This is a genomic window from Microcystis sp. M_QC_C_20170808_M3Col (assembly GCF_007095505.1).
GTDB lineage: Bacteria > Cyanobacteriota > Cyanobacteriia > Cyanobacteriales > Microcystaceae > Microcystis.
This window is the reverse complement of record NZ_SFBY01000202.1, coordinates 6,848-33,735: the sequence shown is the minus strand read 5'-3', so window position 1 is coordinate 33,735 and position 26,888 is coordinate 6,848. Positions and strand designations below refer to the sequence as shown.

At 39.9% G+C, this 26,888-nt stretch carries 4 protein-coding genes; all 4 read left to right on the top strand.

The features are described 5' to 3' along the window. The first annotated feature begins 118 nt into the window (after positions 1-118). From EWV84_RS09035 to EWV84_RS09020, 4 genes are read left to right on the top strand one after another with little or no spacing between them, the layout of a single operon-like run. On the top strand, positions 119-6,685 hold the full coding sequence (locus EWV84_RS09035) for a non-ribosomal peptide synthetase (RefSeq protein ID WP_287077737.1): 6,567 nt from the start codon (positions 119-121) through the stop codon (positions 6,683-6,685). Then, positions 6,682-20,745: a non-ribosomal peptide synthase/polyketide synthase gene (locus EWV84_RS09030; RefSeq protein WP_287077736.1), complete on the top strand. Its 14,064-nt coding sequence runs from the start codon at positions 6,682-6,684 to the stop codon at positions 20,743-20,745. The genes EWV84_RS09035 and EWV84_RS09030 overlap by 4 nt, the downstream gene beginning before the upstream one ends. Next, positions 20,742-22,619 (top strand): TubC N-terminal docking domain-related protein, encoded by a 1,878-nt coding sequence (locus tag EWV84_RS09025; RefSeq protein WP_287077735.1) that lies wholly within the window; start codon positions 20,742-20,744, stop codon positions 22,617-22,619. Before EWV84_RS09030 ends, EWV84_RS09025 begins: the two co-directional genes overlap by 4 nt. Beyond that, the gene (locus EWV84_RS09020) at positions 22,616-26,833 is read left to right on the top strand and encodes a non-ribosomal peptide synthetase (RefSeq protein ID WP_287077734.1); all 4,218 of its coding nucleotides are present in this window, start codon (positions 22,616-22,618) and stop codon (positions 26,831-26,833) included. Before EWV84_RS09025 ends, EWV84_RS09020 begins: the two co-directional genes overlap by 4 nt. The last annotated feature ends 55 nt before the right edge of the window (positions 26,834-26,888 follow it).

The window sequence follows — 26,888 nt, the reverse complement described above, 5'->3', positions numbered from 1 at the left end:
TCGTTCATGATGGTGTAATGTACGTTATTTCATAGATAGCCGTAGCGGGTAAGATGCCCACAGTACATCTTACATTTAATTAGACCAAGCTATTTAGTAATACAAAGCCGATTCATAAATGAGTAGAAATATCGAAACAATTTACCCAAGTTCATCTGGACTTTCACGTGGTCAAGAAGCAATGTGGTTAATCTACCAGATTGCTTCAGAAAGCGTTGCTTATAATATATTTATTACTGCAAAAATTTATTCTTATTTAAAGATTCCTGTTGTCAATCGTGTATGGCAAAAAATTATTGAAAAGCACCCGATTCTGAGAACCACATATACCAGTCATGAAGGTAAACCAGTTCAACAAGTTAATCAACAACTGAATTTTAGTGTTGGGGTAATAGATGCCAGCGAATGGAGCGAAGACCACTTAAGAGAGAAAATCTATGCTATAGCTGACACCCCTTTTAACTTAGAAAAAGATTCAGTTTTGAGGGTGAATTTATTTACTCTTTCACCAGAAGACCATATTCTCTTGCTCACAATGCACCACATCGCTGGTGATATGTGGTCTTTTAATTTACTGCTGGGTGAATTTCAAAGGTCATATACTAATGAAATCAAGCGAATTAGTCAAGGGCAGCCAGAAACAGTAGATTCTCTCAGTGAAAAAAAATCTTATGCAGATTTTGTCCACTGGCAGTCAGAAATGCTATCGGGTTCCAAAGGAGAAAAACAGTGGCAATATTGGCAAAAACAATTAGCTGGCGAATTGCCAATTTTGAATTTGCTCCCAGACAAACCCCGCCCCCCAGTAAAGACTTATCAAGGGGCATCATATATTGCCAAGCTAGATGAACAGTTAATTGAAAAACTCAAGCATCTAGCTCTAGCCACAGGAACAACCCTTTATCGGATTCTGCTCACAGTATTTTACGTCCAACTTTACCGTTACACTAATCAAACAGACATCCTCATAGGCAGCCCGATGAGGGGTCGGACGGGTAAAGAGTTTAAAGAGATTGTCGGCTACTTTTCTAATCTGACCGTTTTAAGAGTTTTTGTCGAGGAGAATGCCACATTTACGGAACTTCTTGCTCAAGTCAGCAAAATAGTTAGGCAAGCTCAAAAGCATCAAGATTACCCATTTTCTCTGTTAGTAGAAAAACTCCAGCCACAACGCGATCCCAGCCGTTCGCCTTTCTGTCAAGTTAGTTTTACTTGGCAAGCACAAACTTGGTGTGAACAAAAGGAGAACTTATCCCCCAGTCAAGAACCAATGCTACAGATGGCTCCCTATTTACTTGGACATCAACGCGGTGCAGACTTTGATCTAAGTTTAATGGTAATGGAAGCAGCAGAAACCTTCCAACTAAACTGGCAATACAATACTGACTTGTTTGAGGATACTACCATCACACCCATGGCAGGGCATTTTGTGACTTTGCTAGAGTCAATTGTTGAAAATCCACAGCAACCAGTGTCATTGTTACCTTTACTGACACAGCGAGAGCAACATCAACTATTAGTCGAATGGAACAACACTAAAGCTGAATATCCCTCAAATAAGTGTATTCATCAATTATTTGAGGAGCAAGTTGAACGGACTCCTGATGCTGTAGCGGTAGTATTTGAGGAGCAACAATTAACCTATAATGAGTTAAATTGTCGAGCTAATCAATTAGCGCATTATTTACAATCTTTGGGAGTAAAACCTGATGAATTGGTGGGGATTTGTGTTGAACGTTCTTTAGAGATGATTGTGGGATTATTGGGGATATTAAAAGCGGGTGGGGCTTATGTTCCTCTTGACCCTGATTATCCGATTGAGCGTTTGAGTTTTATGTTAGAAGATGCTGCTGTTAAGGTGTTACTAACTCAACAGGAATTGATTGATAAATTACCTGAACATCAAGCGCAACTTATCTGTTTAGATGCTGACTGGACTATTATTTCCAAGTTAAGTAAGTCGAATTTAATTAATACTGTTACCTCCGAAAATTTAGCCTATGTAATCTATACTTCAGGTTCTACAGGATTACCCAAAGGGACTTTGATTCCCCACCAAGGACTGGTTAACTACCTTAGCTGGTGTACGCAGGCGTATAATGTCGAACAGGGAACAGGGACACTCGTTCACTCTCCCCTAGGTTTTGATCTGACGATTACTAGCCTTTTTTCGCCGTTATTGGTGGGTAATCAAGTAGAAATCCTGGCTGAAGACCAAGATGTTGAGACTCTAAGTAATTCTTTACGTCACCATTCTCACTTAAGCTTGGTTAAAATCACACCTGCTCATCTAGAGTTGCTTAATCAGCAATTATCGCCACGAGAGGCAGCAAGTCGAACCATGGCCTTCATCATCGGTGGTGAAAACTTGTTAGGAGAAAACATCGCTTTCTGGCAAGAATTTGCGCCAGAAACCCTGCTAGTCAATGAATACGGACCGACAGAGACAGTTGTAGGTTGTTGTATTTACCAAGTACCTATGGGGAAATACATTTCCGGTTCAATTCCTATCGGTCGCCCTATTGCCAATACACAGTTATACATACTAGACCAAAACTTACAACCAGTACCTATAGGTATCCCAGGAGAACTATACATAGGTGGAGCAGGATTAGCAAGAGGTTATCTCAACCGTCCAGAATTAACACAAGAAAAATTTATTCCTAATCCTTTTGACAATTCAAAAGTCAAAAATCAAAAGTCAAAATTATACAAAACTGGGGATTTATGTCGTTATTTACCTGACGGTAATATTGAATATTTAGGACGCATTGACAGCCAAGTTAAAATACGAGGATTCCGTATTGAATTAGGGGAAATTGAAGCAGTATTAACTCAATATCCTCAAGTACAATCATCGGTTATTATTGCCCGGGAAGATACACCAGGAAATAAGCGTTTAGTCGCCTACATTGTCCCCGAAAAAGAGGCAACACCAACCCCCAATGAAATGCGGCAATGCTTAAAAGAAAAGCTGCCAGAATATATGATTCCCAGTGCTTTCGTAATACTAGAATCATTACCCTTAACACCTAATGGGAAAATAGACCGTCGCGCCTTACCTGCACCCGAACAAAATTACGAAAGAACAGACAAATTCATCTTACCACGCAACCCCATTGAAGAAATACTGGTAACAATTTGGACTGAGGTGTTAAAGGTACAACAAATAAGCATTAATGATAACTTCTTTGAACTAGGAGGACATTCGTTATTAGCTACCCAACTCATCTCCCGCATTCGCACTAATTTATCAATAGAAATTCCTTTACGGAGTCTATTTGCAGCCCCAACAATTGAAGAATTAGGACAACAAATTCAACAATTACAGCAAGAGGATTTAACCCTGTCCGCACCCCCCATATTACCAAGGGGTGAACAGTCTGAATTATTGTTGTCTTACGCTCAAACTCGTCTCTGGTTTTTAGACCAATTAGAACCTAATAGTCCCTTCTATAATATTCCTGTGGCTTTACGTTTGCGAGGTCATCTTAATCAAGCTGCTTTAACACAAAGTTTAGAGGAAATTATTCAACGTCACGAAGCGTTAAGAACCAACTTTGTTACTGTTAATGGACAACCAACTCAGGTTATTCAAACAGTAATAAAATGGACAGTATCAGTAATTAACTTGCAGCATTTATCACCAGAAGAACAAAAAAATGCTGCTAAAAAATTAGTTAAGGGACAAGCATTACAACCCTTTGATTTAGCTAATGAAGCATTAGTAAGGGCCACCTTAATCGTGCTGAATAATAACGAGTATTGGTTATCATTGTGTCTGCACCATGTTATTAGTGATGGTTGGTCAATGGGGGTATTTATTGAAGAATTAACAGCGTTATATAATGCAGTTAATCAAGGTCAAGTTTCCCCCTTAAAACCCTTACCAATTCAGTACACTGATTTTGCAATTTGGCAAAGAAAATGGTTCCGAGGAGAAGTCCTAGAAAATCAATTAAATTACTGGAAAAAACAACTAGCAGAAGCACCAACATTCTTACCCTTACCAACAGATAAACCCCGTCCAGCAAGACAATCGTTTACAGGGGCACATCAAGAGTTTCAACTATCCCTTGAACTGACTCAAAAGCTAACAGAATTAAGTCAGCAACAAGGGGTGACAATGTTTATGACATTGTTAGCAGCTTATGGGACATTACTTTACCGTTATACAGGACAATCAGATATCTTAATAGGGACACCTATAGCGAACCGTAATCGTCGTGAAATAGAGAGTCTAATCGGCTTTTTTGTGAACACCTTAGTGATGCGGACTGACTGTTCAGAAAATCCCAGTTTTCAGGAATTATTAATGAGAGTGCGGGAAATGTCTTTAGGTGCTTATACTCATCAGGATTTACCCTTTGAAATGTTAGTAGAAGCGTTACAACCAGAGAGAAATCTTAGTCATACTCCCCTATTTCAGGTAATGTTTGCACTTGAAAATACTCCCCTATCTGAAGTAAAAATGAGTGGTTTGACTATTGATTCTTTACCCTTAGAATGGGGAACAGCTAAGTTTGATTTAACCTTGTCAATGCAAAATACAGAGACGGGATTAATGGGAGTTTGGGAGTATAATACTGACCTATTTAATAGCGAGACTGTTGAAAGAATGAACGGTCATTTTCTGACTTTACTTGAGGGGATTATTGCTAATCCAAACGAGCGAGTTTCTCAATTACCTTTGTTAACAAAAGTTGAACAACAACAGTTATTAATAGACGGTCATAATACTCAAGTAGATTACCCTGCTGATAAGTGTATTCATCAGTTATTTGAGGAGCAGGTTGAACGGACTCCTAATGATGTAGCGGTGGTATTTGAGGAGCAACAATTAACCTATAATGAGTTAAATCGTCGAGCTAATCAGTTAGCCCATTATTTGCAATCTTTGGGGGTTAAACCTGATGAATTAGTGGGGATTTGTGTAGAACGTTCTTTAGAGATGATTGTCGGATTATTGGGGATATTAAAAGCGGGTGGGGCTTATGTTCCTCTTGATCCTGATTATCCCCAGGAACGTCTAAGCTTTATGTTAGAAGACTCTCAAGTGAAAGTATTAGTAACTCAAGCAAAATTAGTCGAGTCTATTCCTGAACATCAAGCACAACTTATCTGTTTAGATACAGAATGGGAAAAAATTGCTCAAAATATCCCATCAAACCCTGAAAGCGGAGTAAAACCCGATAATTTAACCTATATAATCTATACGTCAGGTTCCACCGGTAAACCGAAAGGAGTTTTAGTTAATCACGCTAATGTAGTACGTCTATTTGCGGCGACAGACTCCTGGTATCACTTCAACTCTAATGATGTCTGGACTCTATTTCATTCCTACGCTTTTGACTTTTCGGTGTGGGAAATGTGGGGAGCTTTGTTATATGGTGGACGCTTAGTAGTTGTCCCCTACTTAGTGACTCGTTCTCCCGAAGCATTTTATCAGCTATTATGTCAAGAAAAAGTCACAATTCTCAATCAAACTCCTACCGCTTTCCGTCAGTTAATTCAAGTTGAAGAATCCTTAAAAGGAAGTTTTCCCCCCTTATCAAGGGGGGTTAGGGGGGATCGTTCATCGACAACAGATAACGATTTAAGCTTACGTTTAGTTATTTTTGGAGGAGAAGCTTTAGAAATTAACAGTTTACAGCCTTGGTTTAACCGACATGGTGACCAATGCCCCCAATTAGTTAATATGTACGGAATTACGGAAACTACCGTTCATGTCACCTATCGACCATTAAGTATGACCGACTTGGATAGTACAGCTAGTGTGATTGGTTGTCCCATTCCCGACTTACAGGTATATTTACTAGACCAATATTTACAACTTGTACCGGTTGGTGTACCCGGGGAGATGTATGTGGGGGGTGCAGGAGTAACAAAAGGTTATCTCAATCGTCCTGAATTAACAACAGAAAGGTTTATTCCTAGTCCTTTTGAGAAGGATGAAGTGATCCCCCCAACCCCCCTTAATAAGGGGGGAACTCAAGGAGGAGCAAAATTATATAAAACAGGAGATTTAGCGCGTTATTTACCTAAGGGAGAATTAGAATATTTAGGACGCATTGACAATCAAGTTAAGATTCGGGGTTTTCGGATTGAGTTGGGGGAAATCGAAGCATTATTAGCATCTCATCCCCAGATTTGGGAAACAGTAGTAATAGTGAGGGATGATACAACAGGAGATAAACGTCTTGTGGCATACATTGTGCCACAATCGGAAAAAACGATTACCATTAACGAAATACGGCAATTTCTGAAAGCTAAATTACCCAGTTACATGGTTCCTAATGCTTTCGTTATTTTAGATGCCTTACCCCTTACTGCTAATGGTAAAATAGACCGTCGTGCTTTACCCCCATCAGAATCTAGTAGCGAACCATCAGAAAAATATGTTGCGCCGCGTAACCCGATTGAGGATATATTAGTAAATGTTTGGTCAGAAATTCTAAAAGTAGAGAAAGTGGGCATCAATGATAACTTCTTTGAACTGGGAGGACATTCCCTACTAGCCACTAAATTAGTAGCACAGATCCGCGATCACCTGAAAATTGAGCTTCCCCTACGTCAGTTATTCAACACAGCAACCCTCGCTGAATTAGCCCAAGGGATTGAACAGTTAAAACAGCAAACACCGGATTCCCCTGTTCCCACCATTTTACCAAGAAAAAGAAAATGAATTTTGAAGAATTACCCCTATCTTATGCCCAACAGCGTTTATGGTTCCTAGATCAATTAGAACCCAACAGTTCTTTCTATAACGTTCCTCTTGCCTTGCATTTAGCGGGGGATCTTCAGGCAGATATCCTCGAAAAAAGCCTACAAGAAATTATTCAGCGCCATGAGTCCCTCCGCACAAATTTCGCCACTATTGAGGGAAATCCTGTACAAGTAATTAAACCAGAAAGTAATTGGCAATTAACGCTTGTCAATGGGAAAGACAGCCCAAAATATCGAGAATATCAGGAAATAAAAAAATGGCTAGAAATTCACAGCCATCAACCCTTTGATTTAGCCAATGACTACCTAATTAGAGCCACCCTACTCAAGTTATCAGACACAGAACATTTCTTGCTGATTTGTCTGCACCATATTGTCTCTGATGGTTGGTCAATGGGGGTATTTATACAGGAATTGACAACCCTTTATAATGCCTATACTAAAGGTTTAGAGCCTCTTTTACCAGAGTTACCGATCCAGTATGCCGACTTTGCAATTTGGCAGAGAGAGTATTTACAGGGAGAAATCCGCCAAAATCAGTTAAATTACTGGCAAAAACAGTTAGCAGCAGCACCCGCCTTATTACATCTACCGACAGATCGTCCAAGGCCTCCGGAACAACGTTTTGAGGGAGATCGGATCAATGGTATTCTTTCCCCAGAACTTAGTCAGGGGTTAAATAGGCTGAGTCGTGAAAAAGGTGTCACCTTATTTATGACCCTCCTGACCGCATTTAAGGTTCTACTCTATCGCTATACGGGACAAGAAGATATTTTAGTCGGTACTCCCATCGCTAACCGCACTCGTAGCGAATTAGCTGGGTTAATCGGCTTTTTTGTCAACACCCTAGTCTTAAGAACAGATTTAGCAGGAAATCCCAGTTTTAGCGAGGCATTAAAACAGGTACGAAAGACGGCAACAGATGCTTACGACCATCAAGATTTACCCTTTGAAATGTTAGTAGAAGCATTACAACCTGAAAGAAATATGAGTTATACTCCTTTATTTCAGGTGATGTTTGGACTAGATAATGAAGTTCTAAATGAAATGGATTTAGAGGGAATAAAAGCCACCCCTCAGCCTTTGGAATTTAAAAAGGCTAAGTTTGATCTAAGTTTGTTTATACAGGTAAAAGAAGCTGGATTGACTGCACATTGGGAATATAATACTGACCTATTTAATGGTGAGACTATTGAGAGAATGAACGGTCATTTTCTGGCTCTAATTGAGGGAATTATTGCTAATCCGAGTGAGCGGATTTCTCAATTACCTTTGTTAACTAAATCTGAACAACAACAGTTATTGATTGACTGGAATAATACTGAGGTAGATTATCCAGTTGATAAGTGTATTCATCAGTTATTTGAGGAGCAGGTTGAACGGACTCCTGATACTGTAGCGGTGATATTTGAAGAGCAAGAATTAACCTATAATGAGTTAAATTGTCGAGCTAATCAGTTAGCGCATTATTTGCAATCTTTAGGTGTTAAACCTGATACTTTAGTCGGCATTTGCATTGAGCGTTCCTTAGAGATGATTGTGGGATTATTGGGTATTTTAAAAGCCGGTGGTGCTTACGTTCCTCTTGACCCCGATTATCCGCTTGAACGGATTAGTTTGATGTTAGAAGATGCTGGTTTGAAGGTATTGCTAACTCAACAAAAATTGATTGATAAATTATCTGAATCTCAAGCAAATATAAATATTGTTTGTGTAGACGCTGACTTGCCAGTAATTTCTAAAGAGGAGCAAAAGAATCTAATTACTACCATTAAATATAGTAACCTAGCTTATGTAATTTACACCTCCGGTTCTACAGGAATACCCAAGGGAGTATTAGTTACCCATCAGGGATTACTAAATCTAGTATTCTGGCATCAAAACACCTTTGAAATTACGAACCTAGACAAAGCTACTCAGTTAGCTGGAACAGGATTTGATGCTGCTGTTTGGGAATTGTGGCCTTATTTAACTGCCGGAGCAAGTATTTATTTAGTCAAACCTGAAATCCTGATATCTCTAGTGGAATTACAAAAATGGTTAGCAGCGAAAAAAATAACCATCAGTTTTCTACCAACACCAATAGCCGAGCAATTATTATCGTTAGAATGGACAGAAATTAATGTTTCTTTGCGAACTATCTTGACAGGGGGAGATAAGCTTAATCAATACCCGTCAAATTTCATTCCTTTTCAGGTGGTAAATAATTATGGTCCCACTGAAAACACAGTCGTTACAACTTCAGGGGTAGTAATTTCTGGAGAAAAGAATAATAGTCTTTCACCCGCCATTGGTCGCCCAATATTTAACACACAAATCTACATTTTAGACTCCAATCTTCAACCAGTACCTGTAGGTATTCCAGGAGAAATACACATCAGTGGAGCAGGATTAGCAAGAGGTTATCTTAACCGTCCAGAATTAACACAAGAAAAATTTATTCCTAATCCTTTTAGTAATTCCCCAGATTCTCGTCTCTATAAAACGGGAGACTTAGCACGTTATTTACCTGACGGTAATCTCGAATATTTAGGACGGATTGATAATCAAGTAAAAATTCGGGGTTTCCGCATTGAATTAGGAGAAATTGAAACCATTCTCAGTCAGCACAGCGCAGTCAAGACAGCTATTGTTATTGCCCGCGAAGATGAGACAGAGCAAAAACGTTTAGTCGCCTATATTATTCCCCAAGTAGAGATTATTTCCCCCCAAAAAGAGGAAAATTCGCTTAATGTTACTGAACTGCGGCAATTCCTGAAAGCTAAGTTACCAGAGTATATGATTCCTAGTGCTTTTGTTATTTTGGAATCCCTACCCTTAACGCCTAATGGTAAGACTGATTACCGTGCTTTACCGACTCCCGAATTCCAAAGCCAAGAGCAGTATATCGCGCCGCGTAACCCGATTGAGGAGATATTATCCTCGATTTGGGCAAAAGTGTTAAAAGTTGCACAGGTGGGGATTCACGACAACTTCTTTGAGTTGGGTGGACATTCATTATTAGCAACTCAACTAATTTCGCGCATCCGTGAGGCTTTTCAGGTAGAAATGCCCTTACGGGAGTTATTTGTTGCACAGACAATCGCCGAATTAGCACAGGTAATAAAACGTATTTCGCAGCAAGAACAAATTACTGAACTGCCGATTTTACCCAGGGACAAAGCAGCAGAATTACCCTTATCTTTTGCTCAGACTCGTCTTTGGTTTTTGGCTGAATTTGAGTCGAATAGTTCTTTTTATAATATCCCCCTAGCCTTGCGTTTAGAGGGAACTTTAAACTCACAAATCTTAATCCAGAGTTTAGAAGAAATTTGTGATCGCCACGAAGCTTTACGCACCAACTTTATTACCGTTGATGGTATCCCTACCCAGATTATACAAACACGAACCTGGACAGTTACGGTAGTTGATTTACAGCATTTATCTAGCAGTGAAAAAGTAATTGCCTCCCAAGAGTTAACACAAAACCAAGCGATTCAACCCTTTGACTTAGCAAGTGAACCCTTAATCAGAATCACTTTAGTGGTGTTATCTGAAACGGAACACCTCTTATTAGTCTGTATGCACCACATTGTCAGTGATGGCTGGTCAATGGGAGTATTTCTTCAGGAACTAACCGCCCTCTATAATGCCTATATTCAGGGTTTATCTTCGCCTCTAAATACCCTATCTATCCAGTATGGAGATTTTACCCTTTGGCAAAGACAATGGCTGCAGGGAGAGGTATTGCAACAGCAACTAGACTACTGGCAAAAACAGTTAGCAGACGCACCGGCCCTTCTATCTTTACCAACAGATAGACCTCGACCCAATCAACAAAGTTTTGCTGGGGGACATCTACCTTTTAGCCTTTCCCTAGAATTAACCGAAAAACTGACCCAATTAACCCAGGAACAGGGTGTCACCTTATTTATGACCCTGCTAACAGCTTATGCTGTCTTACTTTACCGTTATACAGAACAGGAAGACATCTTAATTGGTACTCCCATTGCTAACCGTAATCGCAGGGAAATTGAAGGTTTAATCGGCTTTTTTGTCAATACTTTGGTCTTGCGAATTGACTTGTCAGGTAAACCCAATTTTAATCAGTTATTGGGTCGAGTGCGGGAAATGGCAATGGATGCCTATGCTCATCAGGATTTGCCTTTTGAAATGTTAGTAGAAGTCCTACAACCTGAACGAGATTTAAGTCATGCGCCTTTATTTCAAGTGGATTTTCTGCTGCAAAATAGTCCTCCGTCTCCCTTAGAACTAACAGGATTAACTGCCACTCCCCTCACCACAGAAAATGACACCGCCAAATTTGATCTAACCCTGGCTATGGAGAATACCGGTGCAGGATTACAAGGGGTATGGGAATATAATACCGATTTATTTGATCGCAGTACCATTGAGCGATTAACAGGAAATTTCATCACCTTATTAGAAGCATTAGTTGTTAACCCGCAACAGCCAATTTTCCAACTACCATTATTAACCGAAGTCCAGTCGCAAGAATTATTAGAAGACTGGAATGCCACCGAAAAAGAATATCCTTTCCATCATTGTGTTCATCATTTATTTGAAGAACAAGCAGAACGAACACCGAATGCCGTAGCAGTGGTATTTGAAGGTCTGGAATTAACCTATCAACAGTTAAATATTCAGGCGAATCAATTAGCTCATTATTTACAATCTTTGGGAGTAAATTCAGAAGTTTTAGTTGGCATTTATCTAGAGCGGTCGCTGTTAGTTATTGTCGGATTATTGGCAGTTCTCAAAGCTGGAGGAGCCTATCTACCTTTAGACCCAGATTATCCCCAGCAACGGTTGACTTATATGGCAGAAGATGCCCAAATTTCTCTACTGCTAACTCAAGAAAGTTTACTCGATTCTTTGCCCGTAGAAGATGTGGGGGTAATTGTCTTAGATAAATTAGCGGAGATATTGACAGTTCAAAGTCCAGAAAATCCCTTCAGTGAAGTGGTTTCAGAAAATCTACTATGCCTATTATATACATCTGGTTCAACGGGTAAACCTAAAGGAGTGATGTTAACTCACGCAGCCTTAGTTAACCATAGTTGGGGCATTAGTGAAGTATTCGGTTTAACAGAATCTGATCGCGTTTTACAGTTTGCTTCCTTTGGTTTTGATGTCGCTGCGGAAGAAATTTTTCCCACCTGGTTAAAAGGTGGCACAGTGGTTTTAAGACCAGGGCAAATGTTCCCAACTTTGACTGATTTTGCCGATTTTATCGAACAAGAAAGGCTCACCGTTTTAAATATTACCCCCGCCTATTGGCATGAATGGGCGCTCGCCGTTTCCCAATCATTAGCTACTGTACCATCCAGTCTGCGAGTTGTCGCCGTGGGGGGGGATGCAGTGTTACCAGAAACCGTCAATATTTGGCGACAAATGGTCGGGAAACGGGTTCAATGTATCAACGTCTATGGACCCACAGAAGCGTCTGTAACCGCCATAGTTCATGACTTGCTAGATTATCAGTCAGAGAAAATCAATTCGGTGCTGATTGGTCGTCCCATTGCTAACACAAAAGCATATATCCTGGATCAAAATCTGCAACCTGTACCCATTGGAGTTAAGGGAGAATTGCATTTATGCGGTGTTCGTTTAGCGCGGGGTTATCTGAATCGTCCCGAATTAACTGCTGAAAAATTTATTAACAATCCCTTTGCTAATGCAGCTTTCAATCGGTTGTATAAAACGGGAGATTTAGCGCGTTATTTACCCGATGGTAATATTGAATGTTTTGGCCGGATTGACAATCAGGTTAAAATTCGCGGATTCCGTATTGAGTTAGGAGAAATTGAAGCGGTACTTAACCAAAATATTGATGTACAAACATCTTGTGTGATTATTCGCGAAGATACTCCAGGGGATAAATATTTAGTCGCCTACATAGTAGCTCATCACGAACGGATACCGATGATTAGTGAACTGCGTCAGTTTCTGTCCAGTAAATTGCCTCTGTATATGGTTCCTCAAGCTTTTGTTTTTCTGGAATCTTTACCCCTTACTACTAATCGTAAGGTAGATCGTCGCGCTTTACCCGCACCAGATAAAATAGGGAATCGCCGGGATCAATATGTAGCACCACGCAATGGAATTGAAGAGATGTTGGTGCAAATTTGGACAGAAATACTCAAAGTAGAGCAAGTGGGAATTTATGATAATTTCTTTGAAATTGGCGGCCATTCTCTCCTCGCAACTCAATTAGTCTCGCGGATTCGGAGTTTATTTAAAATAGAACTACCTTTGCGGAGTTTATTTGGTGCAGCTACGGTAGCCGAATTAGCGCATCTTATTGGACAACTACAGCAGCAAAATCTAACCCTAACATTACCCCCCATTTTACCGAGAACTAAGGATACAGAACTACCTCTATCTTTTGCTCAACAGCGTTTATGGTTTTTAGATCAATTGCAACCAAATAGCGCTTTATATAATATACCGATGGTGTTGCATTTCCGAGGCAACCTCAATCAAAAGGCCTTAGAACAAAGTTTACAAGAAATTTGCGATCGCCATGAAGTATTACGGACTAATTTTGTCACGATTGGTGGACAACCGACTCAGGTTATTCAAACAACAAGGGAGACAATATCGGTCGTTGATTTACAAGATTTACCCATCCATGAACAAGAAGAAAAAACACAGCAATTAAAGCAAAAACAAGCGACTCAACCCTTTGATTTAGCCAAAGAATCCTTAATCAGAATCACTTTAGTGGTGCTATCTGAGACGGAACATCTCTTGTTAGTGTGTATGCACCACATTATTAGTGATGGTTGGTCAATCGAAGTGTTGATTCACGAATTGACCAGCTTATATAATGCTTACACTCAAAATCAACCCGCAAATTTAGCTCCCTTACCGATTCAGTATGCAGATTTTGCAGTTTGGCAAAAACAATGGTTACAAGGGGATGTCCTACAAAGTCAATTAAATTACTGGCAAAATCAACTAACAGCTGCACCCCCTTTATTATCTCTTCCCACAGACCATCCTCGACCTGCGGTGCAAAGCTTTGTCGGTACTCAGCAAGAATTTTCCCTTTCCCCCAAACTTAGCCAAGCTTTGACTGAATTGAGTCACCAACAAGGGGTGACATTATTTATGACGCTGTTGGCTGCTTTTGATGCTTTACTGTATCGTTATACAGGTTCCGGTGATATTTTGGTAGGAACTCCCATTGCTAACCGTAATCGCAGCGAAATTGAGGGTTTAATCGGCTTTTTTGTGAATACTTTAGTGATGCGGACGGATTTATCAGATAATCCGAGTTTTAGTCAGTTATTAACCCGTGTTCGGGAAGTGACCATGGATGCTTACGCGCATCAAGACTTACCCTTTGAAATGTTAGTCGAAGCGTTGCAACCGGAACGTGATTTGAGCCATACTCCCCTATTTCAAGTCGCTTTTGTCCTGCAAAATACACCCAAGTCTGAGATTGCAATGACGGGATTAACGGTGACAGATTTGCCACCGGAAAATACCACAGCTAAATTTGATTTAACCTTAGCAATGGTTAACACCGATGATGGCTTAAAAGGTGTCTGGGAATATAATACTGATTTGTTTGAGAGTAGCACAATTGAACGACTATCAGGGCATTTTATTAACTTATTAGAGGGGATTGCGGCTAATCCTCAAGCACGGATTTCCCAATTAACCTTACTGACAGAAAGCGAAACTAATCAGTTATTAATTGAGTGGAACAATACTCAAGTTGACTATCCTGAGTATAAGTGTATTCATCAATTATTTGAGGAACAAGTAAAACGCACACCCGACGCGGTAGCGGTGGTCTGTTCCCAGCAACAATTAACCTACAATGAATTAAATTGTCGAGCTAATCAATTAGCCCATTATCTGCAAAAATTAGGCGTAAAAGCTGATACTTTAGTCGGTATTTCCCTTGAGCGTTCCTTAGAGATGATTGTCGGATTATTGGGGATATTAAAAGCGGGTGGTGCATATCTACCTCTCGACCCAGATTATCCCAGTGAACGGCTACAATTTGCCATCGCTGATGCTCAACTGTCATTATTGCTAACTCAAGAGCGATTACTAGATAAATTAACTGAAAATCAGGCCCAGCTAATCTTGTTAGAGCAAGTTGAAGAAGAAATTAACCAAAATAGCCAAGATAACCTAACGGGAGTGGTAACGGCGAATAATTTAGCTAACCTCATTTATACCTCTGGTTCAACAGGAAAACCCAAGGGAGTGATGGTGGAACATCGGGGATTATTTAACCTGACCCAAGCGCAAATTAAAACATTTAACTTAGATTCCGACTCTCGCATTCTCCAGTTTGCTTCCCTCAATTTTGATGCTTCAATCTGGGAAATTTTGATGGCAATGGGAGCAGGCGCAACCCTTTATTTAAGCAAAAAAGACGCTTTAATGCCTGGATTGCCATTAATGGAGCGATTAAAAGATTATGCTATTACCCATATTACTTTACCGCCGTCAGCCTTAGCAGCTTTGCCCCTAGAAGAAATCCCAGAGTTACAAACAATTATTGTGGCAGGAGAAGCTTGTTCAGAAGAATTAATCAAACAATGGGCTACGGGTAGAAATTTCTTTAATGCTTATGGTCCAACAGAAACCAGCGTTTGTGCTACGGTAGAAAAATGGACAGATGAAACTCTAAAAGTCACTATTGGTCGTCCCATTGCTAACACCCAAGTTTATATCTTAGACTGCCATTTACAACCTGTCCCGATTGGTGTTCCAGGAGAATTACATATTGGGGGTATGGGATTAGCGCGAGGTTATCTTAATCGTCCTGAATTAACCCAAGAAAAATTCATTCCTAATCCTTTTAGTAATTATCCAGATTCTCGTCTCTATAAAACGGGAGACTTAGCCCGTTATTTACCTGATGGTAAAATCGAATATTTAGGACGGATTGACAATCAAGTAAAAATCCGGGGTTTCCGTATTGAATTAGGAGAAATCGAAGCCTTACTCAACCAAAATGAGGCGGTACAGTCTTCTTGTGTGATTGTTCGTGAAGATAATCTAGGGGATAAACGCTTAGTTGCTTACGTTGTACCGCAACCCGAAATCAACCTGACAATTAACGAAATACGGCAATTTTTGCGAGCAAAATTACCCGACTATATGGTCCCAACTGCGTTTGTCCTTCTTGATACTTTCCCCTTAACTCCCAATGGCAAAATAGACCGCCGTGCTTTACCTGTTCCCGATTTACAGAGCCAAGGTGAATATATCGCTCCCCGTAATCCCATTGAAGAAAAAATAGCGCAGATTTGGGCCGAGGTACTGAAATTAGAACGAGTCAGTATTGAGGATAATTTCTTTGAATTAGGGGGACATTCCCTCTTAGCTACCCAGGTTATCTCTCGGTGTCAGGAAGCTTTTGAAATTGCTTTACCCCTACGTTATCTGTTTGAATCTCCAACCATTGCTCAGTTAAGTGCGGTAATTTTAAAAGAACTGCAAACAGGTTTAGGGTTAAAGCTACCATCAATTGTACCCGTTAATCGAGAGGATGATATTCCCTTATCCTGGGCGCAAGAACGTCTCTGGTTTGTGAATCAATTAGAAGGAGAAAGTGGTGCTTATACTATTGATTTAACGATGCGTTTGCGCGGAAATCTCAATATTAAAGCCTTAGAAAAAGCTTTCCAAGCAATTATTCAACGCCATGAACCCCTACGGACTCAGTTTAAACTCAAAGATAACAAACCAATACAAGCGATCGCATCCAATGTCAACTTTACCTTACCCGTAGTACAAAGCCAGCCTCTGCAAGTAGAGCAACTGTTGATAGAAGCGGCCTCCGAACCCTTTGATTTAGCTAATGGTTCAGTATTACGAGTCAAATTATGGCAAGTAAAGACAGATGAATATGTCCTATTATTAGCCATTCATCATATCGCAGCCGATGGTTGGTCAGTAGGTGTTTTAATCGACGAATTATCAGCCTATTATCGAAGTTTCTGCACCGGGACAAAAGCAGATTTACCTGATTTATCAATACAGTATGCTGACTTTGCCCTGTGGCAGCGTCAATGGTTAACCAATGAAGTATTAGACCGTCAATTAAGCTACTGGAAGCAACAATTAACTGGGGTTCCCCTACTACACCAACTTCCCACAGACCGTCCCCGGCCAGCAATCCAAAGTTTTCGCGGTGGGACGGAGGGACTGCAACTAGATAGTCAACTAACGCAACAATTGAAAAAACTCAGTCAAGAGTCCGGTAGCACTCTCTTTATGACATTACTAGCGGGTTTTGCTGTGTTACTATCTCGTTATAGTCAACAAACAGATGTGGTAATTGGTTCACCAATTGCTAACCGTAACCGCACCGAAATTGAAGGGTTAATCGGCTTTTTTGTCAATACTTTAGTGTTAAGATTTGATTTATCTCAAGACCCGAACTTTGAGGATTTTCTCACGCAAGTCAGACAAACGACTCAAGACGCTTACGACCATCAAGATTTACCCTTCGAGATGTTAGTCGAAAAATTACAAATTGAGCGTCATTTAGATCGTAATCCTTTAACGCAGATAGTTTTTGCCCTTCAGAATGCTCCTAGTTCTCCCTGGGATTTACCCGGACTAAACATTGAGGAGATACCATCGGGACTTGATTCAGTCAGGGTTGACCTAGAAGTTTACCTGTGGGATGCACCGGAAGGATTGGGCGGTTTTTGCTCTTATAACAGGGATTTATTTGCTGCTGAAACTATTGTCAGTATGATGAATCATTTTAAGAATTTATTAGCGGCAATTGTGGAAAATCTCCAGCAATCAGTGGCCTTGCTTCCCTTATTAACTCCAGAGGAAAATTATCAACTATTAGAAGGGTGGAATGAGACAAAAGCTGATTACTCCTATAACAAGTGTATTCATCAATTGATCGAGGAACAAGCAGAGCGTACCCCTGATGCAGTAGCAGTAGTTTTTGAAAGTCAACAGTTGACTTATGCAGAATTAAATAGTCAGGCCAATCAACTAGCTCACTATTTACGCTCTTTAGGCGTAGAAAACGAGGTAATAGTCGGTTTATGTGTAGAGCGCTCTTTAGACATGATTGTGGCATTAATAGGCATCCTTAAAGCCGGTGCTGCCTATCTACCCCTTGACCCCGAATATCCCCAAGCACGCCTACAATTTATGCTAGAGGATAGTCAAGTACCCTTATTACTAACCCAAAGTTCACTGATTGATAAACTCCCTAATCATCAAGCTAAAACTGTATTTTTAGCTGAAACTTGGGAAGAAATTAAACCAATGAACCGGGATAATTTGACAGGGAAAGTGACAGCTTCTAATTTAGCTAATGTGATTTATACTTCTGGTTCTACGGGTAAACCTAAAGGGGTGATGGTTGAACATCAGGGTTTGTGTAACCTTGCTCTAGCACAAATTGATACTTTTGCTGTGTCTTCTCAGAGTCGAGTGCTTCAATTTGCTTCTTTTAGTTTTGATGCCTGTATTTCAGAAGTTTTGATGGCTTTGGGAGCAGGCGCTGCACTTTATTTGGCAAATAAAGACAATTTAATGCCCGGCCTACCCTTAATCAAGCAATTACGAGATAATAAGATTACTCATATTACTCTACCGCCATCAGCTTTAGCAGTGCTACCGTGGGACAATCTTTCCTCTCTGCAAACTATTATTGTTGCAGGGGAAGCCTGTTCTCCTGAATTGGTGAAAAAATGGTCACAAGGACGAAATTTCTTTAATGGTTATGGACCCACAGAAGGAAGTGTTTGTGCAACGATAGCTAAATGTACGCCGGTTGATGAAAAAATAACTATTGGTCGGCCAATTCCTTATGTCCAAGTTTATATTTTAGATTCTCATTTACAACCGGTTCCTATCGGTGTACCGGGGGAATTACACATCGGAGGAGCAGGGGTAGCCAGAGGTTATTTGAATCGTCCAGAATTGACACAAGAGAAATTTATTCCTAGTCCTTTTGAGGAGCCGGGTCTGATCCCCCCACCCCCCCTTAATAAGGGGGGCAATCAATGGTCAAAATTATACAAAACAGGAGATTTAGCTCGTTATTTACCTGATGGAAGAATTGAATATCTGGGACGAATTGACAATCAGGTTAAAGTAAGGGGTTTCCGTCTCGAATTAGGGGAAATTGAAGCCGTTTTGAGCCAACATCCCCTAGTACAAGAAGCGGTTGTGATAGCTCGCGCTGATCAGACAAGTGATCATGATCATGACCAGCTTAATACTAATTTAGTAGCCTACTTAGTTCCGGCTCTCAAGGATCAAGTATTGCCTGAACAGCTTGCTCAATGGCAGAGTGAATATGTTAGTGATTGGCAAAAAATTTACGAAGAATCCTACAGTAAACCCCAACCTCAAACCGAGGACCCCACTTTTAATATTAGTGGTTGGAATAGTAGTTATACTGGACAAGCTATTCCTGCAGCAGAAATGCGGGAATGGGTTGATCAGACGGTGAGCCGAATTTTAGGAAATCAACCACCGCAACGAGTATTAGAAATTGGTTGCGGAAGTGGATTATTGCTATTCCGTGTGGCGAAACATTGTCAGGAATATTGGGGAGCCGATTATTCCTCTGCTACCATTAATAACCTAGAACATTTATGTAGCACAATTGAGGGTTTAGAGGGCAAAGTAAAATTATTACACCGAACAGCCGATGATTTTACCGGTATTCCCCAAGCTACTTTTGATCGAGTAGTAATTAACTCTGTTGTTCAGTATTTCCCTAGTGTCGATTATCTATTACAAGTTATCGCAGGAGCAGTCAAGACGATTGCGGATCAGGGTCAAATTTTCTTAGGTGATATCCGTAGTTTGCCCTTACTAGAGCCTTACCACGCTGCGGTACAGTTAGCTCGCGCTGAAGCTAATAAACCCCTTGAACAATGGCAAAAACAGGTGAATCAAAGTGTAGCTACCGAAGAAGAATTGCTAATTGAACCTCAGTTCTTTATCGCTCTTAAACAACGTTTTCCGCGAATTTCTTGGGTAGAAATTGCACCGAAACGGGGTCAGGCTCAAAATGAGTTAACCCAATTCCGCTATGATGTTACTTTACATCTGGATACTGATGTTCAAAAAACGACAATTCCTTGGCTAAATTGGCAACGAGATCGGTTTTCTTTAGCGCAACTACAAGATAAACTGAAACTGGAACAACCAGAATATTTAGGTATCAGGGATGTGCCAAATCAACGATTACAAAAGGCGCTACAAATTTTAGACTGTTTAGAAAATCCTCCTGGGGTAACAACGGTGGGAGAATTGCGTCAATTGTTAGAAAAAAATACCGGGATAGGGATTAATCCTGAGCAAATGTGGCAACTGGGAGAACAGTTAGGTTACACTGTTCATCTCAGTTGGTGGGAAGGTAGTCAAGATGGTTCTTTTGATGTGGTTTTCTGTCGCCAGAATGCCATCTTAGAACCGATAATAAGTAAAGTTGATCAACAACCATACCCCAATTTTTGGGATGATGGGACGATTATTCCCAAATCCTGGACTGATTATACGAATAATCCCCTATACGGTAAATTAGTCCAGAAGTTGGTGCCACAGGTGCGGGAATTTGTCCAACAAAAGCTACCTAATTATATGGTTCCCCAGGCTTTTGTTTTGCTTAATACCCTACCTTTGACTCCTAATGGTAAAGTAGATCGGCTGGCTTTGCCTACACCCGATACAGCTACGCGCAATTTGGCTACGGGATTTCTCGCACCTCGTACCGCGATTGAAACTCAAATGTCTCAAATTTGGAGTGAAGTTTTGGGAGTCGAACGTATTGGAATTAAGGATAATTTCTTTGAATTGGGAGGACATTCTTTGTTAGCAACTCAGGTTATCTCTCGTTCCCGCGATCTTTTCTCGGTGGAATTGTCTTTACAAAATCTGCTGGAATACCCAACTATCGCTAATTTAGCCGAAATCATTGAAGTTCTTAGCGTTGCACCGAGAGAAACATCTATGACTGAAACCTTAGAAGATTATGAGGAAGGTGAACTATGAAAACAGTTGAATTTTTAGCTTATCTCAACAGTTTACAAATTAATCTATGGGTTGAAAATGATAAACTACGCTATCGTTCACCCCAAGGAGTAATGACCCCAGAATTATTGGGAAAGTTAAAAGAGCGGAAAGAGCAATTAATTGCTTTATTGCGCCAAAAAGCTGAGGATTTAAGTGAAGCAGAAGTTTATGATGTCGTCATTTGTGGCGGTGGATTAGCTGGTTTAACCTTAGCAAGACAGTTAAAACTGCAAAAGCCGAATATTTCTGTCATTGTTCTCGATAAAATAGCTCGTCCTTTACCAGAAGCCAGTTTTAAAGTGGGAGAGTCAACAGTTGAAGTGGGTGCTTTCTATTTAGCCAATACGCTTCAATTAACAGATTACCTTGAAAAGCAACATTTAGTTAAACTAGGATTGCGATATTTCTTTAACAATAGTGCTACTCATTTTCAAGATAGACCCGAACTAGGTTTATCAGAGTTTCATCTTCCTAATTCCTATCAAATTGATCGGGGTAAATTAGAAAATGATTTACGCACCTTTAATCTCGAAGCAGGAGTAGAATTATGCGAAAATTGTTCAGTTAATGAGATTGAACTCGCCGTTGGGTTACAGCAACATCATAAAGTTGTTTATACTCAAGACAAAGGAAATCATAAAAAAACTAAACTCATTCAAGCTAGATGGGTGGTTGATGCAATGAGTCGCCGTCGTTTTCTGCAAAAAAAATTAGGCTTAGATAAACCTAATAATGCTCAATTTGGTGCTGTTTGGTTTCGGATTGAGGGTCGCTTTGATATCAGCGATTTTGTCCCTAGTAGTGAAGAAAAATGGCATAATCGTGTTCCCAATAAAAACCGTTACTATTCTACCAATCATTTATGCGGTGAAGGTTACTGGGTTTGGACAATTCCTCTATCCACAGGTCATACCAGTATTGGTATTGTCGCTCGCCAAGATATTCATCCTTTAAAGAATTATTATAACTACGAACTGGCTTACCAATGGTTACAGAAAAATGAGCCGACTTTGGCTTTTCACTTAGCCGATAAAAAACCGGAAGACTTTAGGAAAATGCCCAAATATAGCTACTCATCTAAACAAGTATTTTCCTACAATCGTTGGGCTTGTGTCGGTGAAGCAGGGACATTTCCCGATCCTTTTTATTCTCCAGGTACCGATAATATTGGCTTTGGTAATTCCTTAACAACTCAGTTGATTACCCTTGATCTAGAAGGTAAACTGACGCAGGAAAAAGTCAAAGATGCAAATCGCTTTTATCTAAGCTATAGCGATGGAGTAACCTTGAATATTCAAAACGCCTACAATTGTCTGGGTAATGGCATGGTGATGGCAACAAAATTTATCTGGGATACGTTGTCAGGCTGGACATTTAGTGGTTTGATGATGTTTAATTCTATCTACCTTGACCAAGAATTTAGAACGAAAGTTCAACAGATCAATGGCAAATTTTTCCCCCTTTCCTATCGAATGCAGCAGTTATTTAAGGATTGGGCGAATCAATCTTTACATCGGGTTAATTTTGAATTTATTGACTATTTAGCAATTCCTTTTGTCGAGGAACTGCGATCACGAAATTTAAGATACAACCAAACCGAGTCAGAAATCATTGAAAACTATCTCAGTAGCTTAAAATTGTTAGAGGAGGTAGCTCAAGTTATGTTTCACCTAGCTCTAGAAGATACTATGCCAGAAATGTTACCAAAAGTTAGCTCTAATTCTTGGTTAAATGCCTGGGCAATTAGTCTAAATGCTAGTAAATGGGAATCTGATGGACTTTTTGCTCCTAAGAGTGAACCTCGTAATTTAGACCTAATTAAACAACAACTTTGGGAGGCAATTGGTAAGTGAAAGTAGGAGAATTTTTAGCCTATTTAAAGGGTTTAGACATTAAACTATGGCTGGAAGGCGAAAAACTTCGTTTTCAGGCTCCCAAAGGGGTTATGACCCCAGAAATTAAAGAAGAAATCGCTGCCCAAAAAACTGAAATTTTGGACTTTTTAAAGGCGGCAAAAATCCCAACTAATACTGTTGATTTAGAGATTATTCCCGGGTCACGGGATCAGGATTTACCCCTCTCTTTTGCTCAACAACGACTCTGGTTTCTGCAGCAACTTTCTCCCGATAGTCATTCCTATAATCTGTTGGAAGCTTTGCGGTTAGAAGGAAACCTCAATCTATTAGCTTTAGAACAAAGTCTCAGTGAACTGATTCGCCGTCACGAAATTTTAAGAACCACTTTTCCCATGGTAGAAGGGCAACCCATTCAGCGCATTGCTCCCCCTTCACCCGTCAGTTTACCCCTGGAAGATTTACAAGGTTTATCAAAGAATGAACAAACAGAACATCTGCAAGAAATAGCGATTGCTCTCTCCTTAAAACCCTTTAATCTAGCCAAGGAATCATTAGTCCAATTTAAGTTAATTAAACTGGGTTCTCAAGAGTATGTATTGCTGTTGAAGATGCACCATATTATTTACGATGGTTGGTCTTTGAGCATCTTCTTTGATGAATTATCTCAACTTTATGCGGCCTTTGTCCAGGGGTTGCCTTCCCCTCTCGCTAAATTATCGATTCAATACGCCGATTTTGCCGTATGGCAACGTCAATGGCTCACCGGTGAAGTCCTGGAACGTCAACTTAATTACTGGCAAAAACAGTTACAAGATGCACCTACTATTTTAGAATTGCCGACGGATTATCCCCGTCCCCCAATTCCTAGTTTCCGGGGTGATGGGCAGGTTTTTCGACTGAATCAAGACTTAACGCAACGCCTCAAACGGTTAAGTCAGGAGTCAGGAGCAACACTATTTATGACTTTACTGGCGGCTTTTTTTGTCCTAATTTCTCGTTATAGTGGTCAATTAGATGTTTTGGTGGGTTCTCCCATTGCTAATCGTAATAGTTCGGCAATTGAGAAATTAATGGGATTTTTTGCCAATACTTTGGCTTTAAGGGGTGATATGTCGGGAAATCCGAGTTTTATGGAGTTATTAGAACGAGTAAAGCAAACGACTTTATCAGCTTATGCCCATCAAGATTTGCCTTTTGAAATGTTAGTAGAAAAATTACAATTAAACCGAGATTTAAGTCATAATCCTTTGATACAGGTAATGTTCTCACTGCAAAATACTCCCCAATCTGAGGCAAGTTTATCTGGCTTAAAGATGGAGAGTTTGCCTTTATCTGTTGAGCTTAAAGCGCGATTTGATTTAGAGGTTAATTTTTGGGAGGTTGCTGATAGGTTAGAGGCGGTTTGGTGTTATAGTACGGATTTGTTTGCCGCTGGCACTATTAAGCAAATGGGGCAACATTTTCAGAATCTCTTAACTGCGATCGCAGTTAATCCCAAAACGGGAATTTTTGAGTTACCGATGTTAAGTGATGAAGAACGTTATCAATTGTTATCATTGTGGAACGAAACTCAAACAGATTATCCCAATAACAAATGTATTCATCAGTTATTTGAAGAACAAGTAGAACGGACTCCTAATAATATAGCAGTGGTCTTTGACCATGAATCCTTAACCTATTCAGAATTAAATAATCGAGCTAATCAATTAGCTCATTACCTGCAAAAATTAGGAGTAAAACCTAAGGAATTAGTGGGGATTTGTCTAGAACGTTCTTTAGAGATGATTGTGGGATTATTAGCTATTCTTAAAGTCGGTGGTGCTTATGTTCCGATTGACCCCGATTATCCCAAGGAACGCATTAGCTTTATGCTCCAAGATACCCAGGTTAAAATACTGTTAACCTGCGAATCTTTACAGACTTCCTTGCCAAATCATCAGGCTATTGTTGTCTGTTTAGACAAAGATTGGCAACAAATTAATCAAGCAAGTCAGGAGAATCTTAACAGCGCGGTTTCTGCGGATAATTTAGCCTACGTCATTTATACTTCTGGTTCTACAGGTAAACCTAAAGGTGTTGAGGTTATTCATCGTAGCGTTAATCGTCTTTTGTTGGGCGTAAATTACGCACATCTAGATGCAACACAAAGATTTTTACAAATGGCTCCCATTGCTTTTGACGCTTCTACCTTTGAGATTTGGGGTGCTTTATTACATGGTGCGAGATGTGTGATTTTTACGGAAGATATTCCTACCGCTACAAGTTTAAGAAATGCAATAGACAAACATGGCATTACTATTTTATGGCTAACGGCTGCTTTGTTCAATACAATTATTGACAATAATTCCCAAGCTTTATCAGGAATTAAACAGCTACTAATTGGTGGAGAAGCACTTTCGGCTGCTCATGTTCATAAAGCACTGGAAACTTTGCCATTGACGCAAATTATTAATGGATATGGACCAACAGAAAGTACAACTTTTACCTGTTGCTATCCTATTCCTACACAACTAGAGGCAACAATAAAGTCAATTCCCATTGGTTGTCCAATCTCCAACACACAGGTTTACATTTTAGATAACTATCTCCAACCTGTCCCGATTGGTGTAGTCGGAGAATTACATATTGCTGGTGCAGGATTAGCCAAAGGTTATCTTAACCGTCCCGAATTAACCCAAGAAAAATTTATCCCTAATCCTTTAAGTAATTACCCAGATTCTCGTCTCTATAAAACAGGAGATTTAGCGCGTTATTTACCCGATGGTAATATTGAATATGTAGGACGGATTGACAATCAAGTAAAAATTCGCGGCTTCCGCATTGAATTGGGAGAAATTGAGGCGGTACTTAGTCACAATGAGATGGTACAGTCTTCTTGTGTGATTGTTCGTGAAGATAATCCGGGGGAAAAACAGTTAGTTGCCTATATTGTGCCTAAGCTAGGAGTAAAGCTAACAAGTGACGATTTGCGTCAATTTCTTAGCCATAAATTGCCTGGTTACATGGTTCCGAGTGCCTTTGTGCTGCTGGAGTTTTTGCCTTTAACAGCTAACGGAAAAATTGATCGTCGTGCATTAAAAGCTCCTAGTAATACCAGTGATTCAGACAGATTTATTGAAGCGCGTAATCAGTTAGAATTAAACCTCGTGCAAATCTGGTCAAAAGTGCTAAAGATTGACAAAATTAGCGTGCATGATAACTTTTTTGACCTCGGTGGTCATTCCCTTTTAGCTCCTTATTTAATCACCCAAATTAAAGAACAGTTAGGCAAGGAAATTGCCGTAACCACACTGTTTCAAAACCCAACTATTGAACAGTTAGCGACCATTATCCAAACCGATTCAGATTCCTCTAACCAGTCTTGTTTGGTTCCCATTCAACCCCAGGGTTCAAAGCCACCTTTCTTCTGTGTTCCAGGCGCCGGGGGACGACCATTTTATTTTTACCATTTAGGACGTTATTTAGGAAAAGATCAACCTTTCTATAGTTTTGAAAATGATCTCTATCAACAGTTTGGAGAAATCACTCGTATTGAGGATATAGCCAGTATTTATCTTAAAGCCATGCAGGATTTACAACCCCAAGGACCCTACTTTTTGGGAGGACATTCCTACGGTGGTAATGTGGCTTTTGAAATCGCTCAACAGTTGGTTAATCAGGGTCAACAAGTGGCATTACTAGCAATCATTGATTCTTCAGCACCCACTTATAAAGACAAACAAATTTTGCTTGATTATATTAATTGGGATCATGCGCGATGGTTAGCTGAAGTCAGCAAAGGTATCGAAGTTTATTTAGATAAAACCATCGATATTTCCTATGAAACTCTTCAACTCTTAACAGTGGAGGAACAATTAAAATACGCCTTAAACTTTTTTAAACTGGCTAATATGCTTCCTCCCAATGCGGAAACTAGGCAGCTTGAAAAAATTGTCCAAGCCTATAAAACTAGCTGTTTATGTCTGATTGATTATCTCCCTAAACAGATTTATCCTGGTAAAATTACGATTATACGGGCCAGTGAGGAATTATCTGATGATCCAAATAAAGATTTAATAGCTGGAGATTGCGAGGATTCCTCTTTAGGCTGGAGTGAATTTTCTACAGAGCCAGTTGAGATTCATTTCGTACTAGGAAATCATGTCTCGATTATGGTAGAACCCCATGTCCAGATTTTAGCCGAAGAGTTAAAAGTTTGCCTTGAGATTTGATACCAAACCCGTTTTTAAGACTATGATTAACTCCCAATCCAACTTGAAAAACCCA